Source organism: Flavobacteriales bacterium (assembly GCA_020435415.1).
Taxonomy (GTDB): Bacteria; Bacteroidota; Bacteroidia; order JACJYZ01; family JACJYZ01; genus JACJYZ01.
Map to the genome: position 1 here is coordinate 1 of JAGQZQ010000112.1, position 9386 is coordinate 9386.

Annotated in this window: 9 protein-coding genes; 3 read left to right on the plus strand and 6 right to left on the minus strand. The window is 47.2% G+C overall.

Annotated elements, in window-relative coordinates; all coding sequences use genetic code 11:
* Both KDD36_13500 and KDD36_13505 read right to left on the minus strand, forming a co-directional pair.
* On the minus strand, positions 1-939 hold a 939-nt coding region (locus KDD36_13500), incomplete at its 3' end, for a carboxypeptidase-like regulatory domain-containing protein (protein ID MCB0397664.1).
* Positions 899-1582, minus strand: a complete 684-nt coding sequence (locus KDD36_13505) for a hypothetical protein (protein MCB0397665.1) — start codon at positions 1580-1582, stop codon at positions 899-901. The genes KDD36_13505 and KDD36_13500, both read right to left, overlap by 41 nt.
* A gap of 119 nt (positions 1583-1701) precedes the next feature.
* On the opposite strand from KDD36_13505, the gene KDD36_13510 reads away from it, so the two are divergent.
* Together KDD36_13510 and KDD36_13515 are read left to right on the plus strand one after the other, a co-directional pair.
* Positions 1702-1908, plus strand: a complete 207-nt coding sequence (locus tag KDD36_13510; GenBank protein MCB0397666.1) for a hypothetical protein — start codon at positions 1702-1704, stop codon at positions 1906-1908.
* 27 nt (positions 1909-1935) lie between these two features.
* Positions 1936-2550 (plus strand): thioredoxin family protein, encoded by a 615-nt coding sequence (locus tag KDD36_13515; GenBank protein ID MCB0397667.1) that lies wholly within the window; start codon positions 1936-1938, stop codon positions 2548-2550.
* A 49-nt stretch (positions 2551-2599) separates the two neighbouring features.
* Here the strand turns inward: KDD36_13515 and KDD36_13520 are convergent, their stop codons facing one another.
* Genes KDD36_13520 through KDD36_13530 form a run of 3 tightly spaced genes read right to left on the minus strand, consistent with a single transcriptional unit; the run spans position 2600 to position 7248 of the window.
* Positions 2600-4108 carry a hypothetical protein gene (locus KDD36_13520; GenBank protein ID MCB0397668.1) on the minus strand — a complete coding sequence of 503 codons (1509 nt, stop codon included), beginning with the start codon at positions 4106-4108 and terminating at the stop codon, positions 2600-2602.
* A 25-nt stretch (positions 4109-4133) separates the two neighbouring features.
* Positions 4134-5675, minus strand: coding sequence for a hypothetical protein (locus KDD36_13525; protein MCB0397669.1), 1542 nt, complete (start codon positions 5673-5675; stop codon positions 4134-4136).
* 40 nt (positions 5676-5715) lie between these two features.
* Complete coding sequence (locus KDD36_13530; protein ID MCB0397670.1) at positions 5716-7248, minus strand: hypothetical protein; 1533 nt, start codon at positions 7246-7248, stop codon at positions 5716-5718.
* Positions 7249-7428: 180 nt separating this feature from the next.
* On the opposite strand from KDD36_13530, the gene KDD36_13535 reads away from it, so the two are divergent.
* Complete coding sequence (locus KDD36_13535; GenBank protein MCB0397671.1) at positions 7429-7725, plus strand: hypothetical protein; 297 nt, start codon at positions 7429-7431, stop codon at positions 7723-7725.
* Positions 7726-8121: 396 nt separating this feature from the next.
* On the opposite strand, the gene KDD36_13540 is transcribed toward KDD36_13535, so the two are convergent.
* The coding region (locus tag KDD36_13540) for a PDZ domain-containing protein (GenBank protein ID MCB0397672.1) at positions 8122-9386 on the minus strand (1265 nt) is incomplete at its 5' end.

The window sequence follows — 9386 nt, forward strand, 5'->3', positions numbered from 1 at the left end:
GCCGGCCGTGCCGAAGTTGATCCCCAATGCTTCAAAAATATCCAGGGTGGAATAGCGGTAACTGGCGAGGTAACTTGCTTTTCCCTTCTTTCTGGAGAAAGGACCTTCCGTCATGAGTTCGGCACCGTTGAATCCCACCTGGAAGGTATACTCCCGTTTGTCCGTATTGCCGCGGCGCATGGTCAGATCGAAAACGCTGGCTTGCGCAGTGCCGTATTCTGCTGGAAAAGCGCCGGTGAAAAAATCGGAGTTTGCCAGCAGGTTATTGTTCAGGATGCTGATGGGTCCGCCATTGGTTCCCTGGGATACAAAGTGGTTCGGACTGGGAATGTCCACCCCTTCGAAACGCCACAGAACACCTACGGGCGAATTGCCGCGGATGATGATGTCGTTACGTTGATCGGAAGCGGATCCGACCCCGGCGAAGTTGGCAGCCATGCGGGCAGGATCTCCCAGTGTGCCTGCATACCGGTTGGTTTCTTCCACGGTGAACTGGCGTGCACTTACCGTGGCCATTTCGTTTAGTGCCTGCTGCTTGCTTCGCTCTCCCTGGATGACCACCTCCTGGCCCTGGATCACCATTTCTTCCAGGGTCACGTTTACCACCAGTTGTTTTCCGCTTGTGAGAACCAGGTTCTGGTAGACCTCGGTTTTATATCCCAGGTAGCTGATCTGCAGACTTACCCTTCCGACAGCCACATCTTTCAGCTCGAAGTAGCCATCGTTGTCTGTAACGGTGCCTATGGGCGGATCGGTGCCAATCAGGAGAATGGCGGCGCCGGGGAGGGGGTATTGCGTATCGCGGTCGGTCACCCGCCCGTGGATGGTCTGTTGCCGGTCCTGGCCATGAGCAAGTCCGCCCATCAACAGCGCGATCAGAAGGAGTATGGATATGTTCTTATTCATGCTTCTGATCCGAAGGTACGAGGCATTTGTCATTCTCCCAAAGACCTGTGTATGATTCCGGGGGTAGGGGTTGTCCGTTGCAGTCCAGCCATTGTCCGGCTGCATTTTTGGACAGGACTCGCATCTTTCCTTCCATGATCGCAGAGATCACATAGATCCGCAGACTATCAGAGGGTGCGTTTTTATGAGTGCGGCCGATGTCAATGCCGGCGTCGTTGTTCCATAGGTCCATGTCGCTGGCTGGTTTGTCAGGAATGAGGCCATCTTCGAGATGACCCTTTCGCCTGGCAATATGGTTACCCCTTTCATGTGCACGTCCCAGACTTCGTGCCTTGCGCCACCCCGTTCGGCTTGAGACCAGGGCCATCCAGTAGGCATGCCGGAAAGCATCGACTTGTCCACCGGCAGGGTCTCCGTCCAGCGTATCCGATCTCATGATCCGTTCACTTGCTGCCTGCGCCTGTTTTGTAAGATTCAGGCATTTTCCGGCAACGAACGGGTGAAACAGGACCCAGCACCTTTCCGGCCGGCTGATCGTTCTGAAGGTTTTCCAACGCGATTGCCCGTCTACGGCACAGGTAAATACTAGCAACATAAGGCAAGGTAAAAAGCGCATCAATCCGGGCCATATCTTTTTTCCGGCAACAGCGTATATGGGATGGGTTTGGTGATCCATGCAGATTCTGGTATGCGAAGACAATGGTTATGCAGGCCCTAAGTTTGTAATATTCCTTCAATTATTGTTACTTTAAACCAAGCAGCAGCTGGCCTAAAGCACAAAAAAGTAATTTAGTGATGAAGACGAAAGCGATCATGATGGTCCTCTTGCTTGGATTTGCATTGGGCGTCACGTCATGTCAGAAACATGGTTGTCCGGCATATAAAAATCCTGTGATCCCTATGGAGAAAGGTAGTCCCTTCTCTTTCAAGAAAAAGAAAAAGTCCAAAAGCAAGAACAACAATAACAAAGGGCTTTTTGGAAATTCGGGGATCAGGCGGTAATTTTAAAATCTAACATCCCCCATAACAATGAAAAAAATCTTTACTCTTTGTCTTGCCATCCTGGCACTTGGTGCATTTAAGATGGCCCATGACGGCATACATGAACTGGAAATTGGTGATGCCGCAAAAGGCACCGATATAAAACTTGAAAATACCGAAGGAAAGAAGGTCACGCTGGGAGACCTGAAGGGGAAGAAAGGCCTGCTTGTTATTTTTTCCTGTAACACCTGTCCGTGGGTTATGAAGTGGGAAGGACGCTACAACGGTCTGGCGGAGACTTGCAAGAAGAATGATATCGGCATGGTGGTTGTCAACTCCAATGCTGCCAAGAGAGAAGGCGATGATTCCATGGAATCCATCAAGGCGCACGCAAAGAAATCCGGTTATACCTTTCCTTACGTTATGGATGAAGGGTCTGCTTTGGCGGATGCCCTGGGTGCAACGCGTACACCACACGTATTTTTATTTGATGCCGATCTGAAGCTGGCCTATCGCGGTGCTATTGATGACAATGCCGATGATGTGAAAGAGGTGAAGACACCGTGGTTGCAGAATGCGTTGTCAAATCTGGCGGCGGGCAAGGCCATCGATCCGAACAGCACCAAGTCCCTGGGTTGTACGATCAAGAGAATTCCGCAGTAAATATTCAGATTATAAAAGAGATTGCCTGGCGGCTGTACATCAACAGCTGTCAGGCATTTTTCTTTTGTTTTTTCTGGTGCTTTTTGAACCAGGTATGGATGGGCACTATTTCACTGCTGACGGGTTCAAAGGCTACCGGACCCTTGTCGTCTGACAGGCGATCCACTAGTTTTTGCATGGTGGACTTGGGGTAGTTGAAGTCGAAGTCGGCCCGGTTGAGGGCGGCAAAAAGGGAGTAAATGACCCGGTCCCTTTCCCGGAATTCGACCTTTGATTTGGTGCGGTCAATGTACTTGCGCATTTGCTCTACGGTCGCGCTGGCTTGCTGGTAGAGTCCCATTTCCACCAGGCACATGAAGCTCAATTGCCGGACACCGATGTTCCAGCCCGCTTTGTCGTCTGTGATGTCCCGGATGCTTTGCAGTATGCTGAAACAATCTGAATAGTTTCCTTTTAAGAAATGGATGACCGCCTGGTAGTAGTTGTATTGGCCGGCATATTGCTTGTTTTCATAATAAAATGATTCTGCACAAAGCGTCTTTAGTGTTCGTTGGGCATCGTCATATCTCCCTAAATGCAATAGTGCTTGAAGTTCATGCTCAAGTGTTAACCTCATGTTGTTTGTGCCCGGATTAAGATGTTCTTTGAGCGATTTTACATAATCGAGCACACCCTCATAATTTTTTTGAAAGAGTGCCTGTGTGCAAAGCATACCATAACACTTACCTAATCTATATGAGGCACTTACCAGTTTGTTTGTTTTTACCATCGCAAGCAATTCTTGCGCCACCTCATCCGCTTTTGGGTAATCCCTCTTTGCAACATAAAAGTCGTTTAATAGAGATAAGTAGAAGTATTTGAACTTATCAGATTTGATCTCTTTCATTAAGGGCTTCATTTCTTCTAACGGTTCCTCCAGCAATGCGGCTTCCACATGGGGAGGGAGATTCCTTTCTGATTCCAGGACGGAAAGGCGGAGATTCTTCAACTCCAGGACCCGGTCCAGGGCCAATTGGCATTTTCGATAGTAATGCTTCTTTTCACATAATTCCAGAAACTTTTTTTGATCATTTCTATATGCAATTCCCATAAGATAATAGGCCTCTACCAACTCTTCGAATAATTCCCACTCCTCGCCAATCTTGACGGCCTGTACAAAGAGAAACTCTTGAACATGTTTGCCGTGACTTTGACCATGGTACAGATATGATTGGGTAATATAATTCCTTGCCTGGATTCGGAATTTGTATGCCAACGGAACTTCATCATTGTGGCTCAGACACACATCAGAAATACGAAGTTCATTTAATCGCCTTTTAAGCCAGAACTTCAGCGCCCGGAACTTGGGGTCGTGTTTTTGGCCGTAGATCAATTGACAGTAATCATCATTGGAATAGGCGTGGCCGAATTTTGTTACGGCATCCACCAGTTTTAAAGAAGCACTTCCTTCGGGATCGGATTTCTTCGGACGTTTGGTAGAAAACTGCATCAGGCCACGCTTGACGTTTTCCAGTTCAGCGGGACTCATGCTTTCAATGATGGGAATGATGACTTTCATCGGAGGTAAGGTATGCGGCTTGGGATTATGTCATTCGGTCAGCGTTCTTCTTCAGCTTTCTTTTCCTCAAGGTGGCTTCCTGATGTTTCAGGAACCACGTATGCACCGGCACCAACTCCTGGCTGACGGACTGCCAGGAGATATCACCATCATCATCGGACAAACGACCAACAAGCTTCGGCATGGTGGATTTGGTATGGTTGAAATCGAAGTCGGCCCGGTTGAGAGCGGCAAACAGGGAGTAGATCACCCGGTCTCTTTCCCGGAATTCGACCTTTGCCTTCGTCCGATCGATGTACTTGCGCATTTGTTCCACCGTGGCGCTGGCTTGCTGGTAGAGGTCCATTTCCACCAGACACATGAAACACAATTGCCGCACACCGATGTTCCAGCCGGCTTTGTCGTCCGTGATGTCCCGTATGCTTTGCAGGATGCTGAAACATTCGGAGTAGTTTTCCTTAAGGAAGTGGATGACCGCCTGGAAGTAGTCGTATTGGCCGCTGTCCCGTTTGTCTTCGTTGTAGATGGGTTCGGAACGCAGTATTGTTAAGGTTGTTTCCGCCGCATCATATTGTCCGAGGTGTATCTGTGCCTGCAGTTCATGAAGGAGGGCGAACTTCATGTTGTTAGTGCCTGGGTTCAGGTATTCCTTTAGTTTGTGGACATACTGTAAAACCTGTTTGTAATCCCTCAGGTGAAGCGCACATGTGCACAGATAACCGTAGGTTTTGCCGATTCGCCCTTTATTGTAAACGAGTATGTTGGTTTTTAGTTGATTCAATAAATCCTTGGCTATGTCTTCTGCCTTATGAATCTCTTTTTGTGCCATGTAAAAATCATACACCAGACACGAATAAAAGTAATTGAACCCAATGGAATGAATTCCTTCGGACATGGTTTTTAGTTCATCCAATGCCTCTTGTAGAAGGGTAGTTTCCTGTAAAGGTGAAAAGTTCCGATGCTTAAACTCCAGTGCTTGACGAAGATTATAGATCTCATAAACCCGATCCATGGCTGCCTGACATTTCCGGTAATACTTCAGTTTCTCCTGTATCCCAAGTAACTCGGTAGGATCTCTGTGTTTAATTGAAAAGCACATAATAGAATAAGCTTCTCCCAACTCTTCATATAATTCATATTCGGTGCCGATCTTTATGATTTGTTCAAAAAGGAATTGGTGGATATATGTTCCATGAGTTTCGTGAAAATAAAGATAAATCTGCGCTAGGTATTTTTTAACACGTATCTTTTCTCTATATCGTTGTGGTAAGTCTCTGTTATGGCTGAGACATACATCCGTAATGCGGAGTTCTAGTAGCCGTCGCTTGAGCCAGAACTTCAGTGCCCGGAACTTCGGGTCGTGTTTTTGCCCATAGATCAATTGACAGTAATCATCATTTGAGTAGGTGTGACCGTAGTTCTGCACGGCATCTACCAGTTTTAAAGAAGCACTTCCTTCTGGATCGGATTTCTTGGGACGTTTCGTAGAAAACTGCATCAGACCACGCTTGATATTTTCCAGTTCAGCGGGACTCATGCTTTCAATGATGGGAATGATGGCTTTCATCGGAGGTAGTTTATACGGAGGCTGGGGTAGAGATAAACGTTTAATTGACGTTCTTCCTTTTCTTTCGTTTGCTCAGTGCCATTCGCTGATGTTCTTTGAACCAAATGTGAACAGGTACAATCTCTTGACTTACGGGTTGCCAGGCAATCGAATCATTGTCGTTGGACAGGCGGTCCATCAGTTTCTTCATGTTGGAGCGGCTGTGATCAAAATCAAAGTCGGCTCGGTTGAGGGCGGCAAACAGGGAGTAAATAATTAAATCTCTTTCTCTGAATTCGACTTTTGATTTGGTACGTTCGATGTATTTACGCATTTGTTCTACCACGGCGCTGGCCTGGTCGCGAAGCCCCATTTCCACCAGGCTCATGAAGCTTAACTGGCGCACACCGATGTTCCAACCTGCTTTGTCGTCCATGATGTCACGTACACCTTGAAGAATACGAAAGCATTCAACGTAACGTCCTTGTAGAAAATGAATCGTGGAATGGAAGTAATCGTATTGACTAATATCTCTCTCACTATCATTATATGTAGGATCAATTCGCAATAATTTCAATGTTTCATTAGCGTCTTCATATCTAGACAAATAAATCTGCGCTTGAAGTTCATGTATTAGGGTTAGTTTCATATTACTGGTACCCTCTTTAATATATTCTTTTATCTTTTTCGCATATTTTAATACACCATGATAGTTTCCAAGGTACAACGAGCATGAGCATAGATAACCATATATTTTTCCGGTACGATTTCTATTACTTACCAATCTGTTTTTCTGTACGATAGTTAGGAGTTTCTTGGCTGTCTTTTCTGCCTGTACAACATCTCGTGTTGCCAACTGATAGTCATAAATTAAGCACAAATGAAAGTAGTTAAATTTAACCGAGCTGATCTCTTTGGAAATTTGATCTAACTCTTCAAGTGCATTTCTAAGCATCATTTCCTCTTGGTGTGCGGGTAGGTTTCGCTGGGATGCTTCTAGAAGCAACCTACGGTTATATATCTCTGAGGCTTTGTCAACAGCATATTGACACTTTCGATAGTAAGATTTCTTGGTCTCAATCTCGTCAAAAATACTCGGATCACCGGTGTTTAGCGTAAAAACCATTAATGAATATGCCTCCCCAAGTTCTTCAAAAAGCTCATATTCTTTTCCAATTTTTATAATTTGATCAAACAAAAATTTGAGAACCCGCATTCCCTTGCCTTTGGCATAATAAAGGAACGTTTGGGCAAGATACTTCTTGACTTGTATTCTATACTTGTAAACTATAAAGAGATCCTGATTGTGCCCTAAGCAGATGTCGGAAATTTGCAGTTCCAGAAGTCTGCGCTTGATCCAAAATTTCAAGGCCCGGAACCTGGGGTCCCGTTTGTTGCCATACATCAATTCACAGTAATCCTCGTCCGTAAAATTGTCCCCATGTTCCAGGACGGCTTCCACGAGCTTCAATGACGTGCTGTTCTCCGGTCCCGGCCGTTTGGCACGTTTCGTGGCAAACTGGGTGAGCCCTTTTTTGACGTTCTCCAGTTCTCCCGGCGTCATGCTTTCGATGATGGCGACGATAATCTGCATGTGGTGGGTATAAATATAGGCTTTTCGGATAAAAAATCCTTGCAATTGTATTCCCGCATAAATTGCTATAGCTCGAATCTAACGATTTCCCAGATTTGTCCGTGGTTTGCGGACGTTCAAGCCCCGTCCTTTGAAGCAAGAAATTCTTTGAAATATTCACATGTTAAAATGGAGGGCAACATGAAAAATTGGACAAAAACTGCTTTGGTCGCGGCAATTATGTGCATTGCACAGTTGACCATGGCACAGGATTCGGGTGTAACTACACAGGAAGTAGAGAATTATGTTCTTATGCAGACACCGTATACGCAAGTTCTAAGCGTAACTAGGGTTGGGCAGGACTTTAGGGTACAGGTTGGAAGTAACGCGAAGGAAATAGATGTATATGTGGAATGGGATTCAGCATTACAGCAGGGTGTTATCGAACGCTGGGTTGATATCCCAGGAGTTGCAGCTGTTGGCGCGGCAAGTAATTAAGAATATACACGCCGGTGTATACGGAGGTGGTTCCGGTCGTTTTCGGAGGTACGATTGGAACACACAGGCCAGTCTTCTCCCCCGCCTTTTGGCGGGGGCGAGGCTAGCCAAACCGGTAGAATGTTAAAGTACAATTACAGGTGATGTGCATCGTCGCCGGGTTTACCGTCCCTTAACGGTAATGATACGTGGCTTGTCGTAAACGGAGGTGCGACAGGCTAACGAAGAAAGCGGAACCCCCGCCTCGTACTGGGAGGCGGGGGATGCTTTCTTTTTGATTTTAAACGCGTTATGGAGGAGTTCGCCCACACAGTGGGATGCAACCTGTTTATGCCCTTTTCGAAGCCGTTAGATGGCGGAAAAGGTTATAAATAAAGGTGGCTTGGGATTTTTTTGTCAGAAATTTCCAGGGAGTAGCTTCAAGGCCTCTTTTACCGCAGGATCACGCTCAAGCAATACCGGATAAAAGCCCATTTCACGCCAGATCTGACGACCGATCGCGGATTTGATCCTCAGCCGGATCCACTCTCCCGAACGTTGCCACCCTTCTTCTTCAAAAGGCAGACTGTGTTCCACGGTGTACTTAATGAAGTCTTCTTTCACTGAACCGGAAATGCTGAACCGCGTCCGGTAGCTTTCTTCATTGTATTTCTGCATCAACTCTTCCCGATGCAGATCGGCGTAATGGAATGAGAACTGGTTGATCAACCCCGAGCCCACCAGTCGGTTCAGATACGCACTGTATCCGTTGGTGTCTACCGGCACAAATATGTCCGGACGAATGCCACCGCCACCATAGACGACCTTCCCGCCGGGGGTAAGGTACTTCAGACTGTCCGGCTCGGGCAGACTGTCGCCGTTGCCGCCATGAATATCACTGCGGTTATACAGGTCTTCGTAATAGGCCTCCACCCCTTTGTTGTAGGGACGTTGTATGCACCTGCCCGTGGGGGTGTAATACCTGGCAATGGTGAGTCTGAGTGCGGAACCGTCAGGGAAAACAGATTGTTCCTGTACCAGGCCTTTGCCAAATGACGTGCGCCCTACAATGCTTCCCCTGTCGTTGTCCTGAATCGCTCCCGCCACAATTTCACTGGCGGAGGCAGAACCTTCATCAATCAATACCACCAGCGGTTGTTGTTCAAAGTTGCCCTTGGAGCTGGCGTAATAAGGCATCCGCGGTCTGGATTTGCCTTCGGTATAAACAATGAGCTGATCCCGTTCCAGAAACTCATCAGCAATAAGAGTCGCTGCCTCCAGGTAGCCTCCCGGATTGCCCCGGAGATCCAGGATCAACTGTTCCATGCCACGGTCCTTCAGCTTTTCCATCGCTTCCTTGAATTCCTCATAGGTGTTTCGGGAGAAACGACTGATCTTGATGTAACCTGTGACCGGATTGATCATGTATCCGATATCCACACTGAAAATGGGGATCTCGCCCCTGGTGATGGTAAACGGAAGCAGTTTTTTGTGCCCCCTGCGGTATATTCTCACAGACACGTCTGTACCACCCGGGCCCCTGAGCTGGTCCATGACATCCTGGTTGGTGATGCCTTTGCTTGCCACCGACTTGCCCTCGATCTCCACGATCCTGTCGCCGGGAAGTATACCCAACAGATCCGAAGGGCCGCCGGAGATGGGTGCCACCACCACAATGGTAT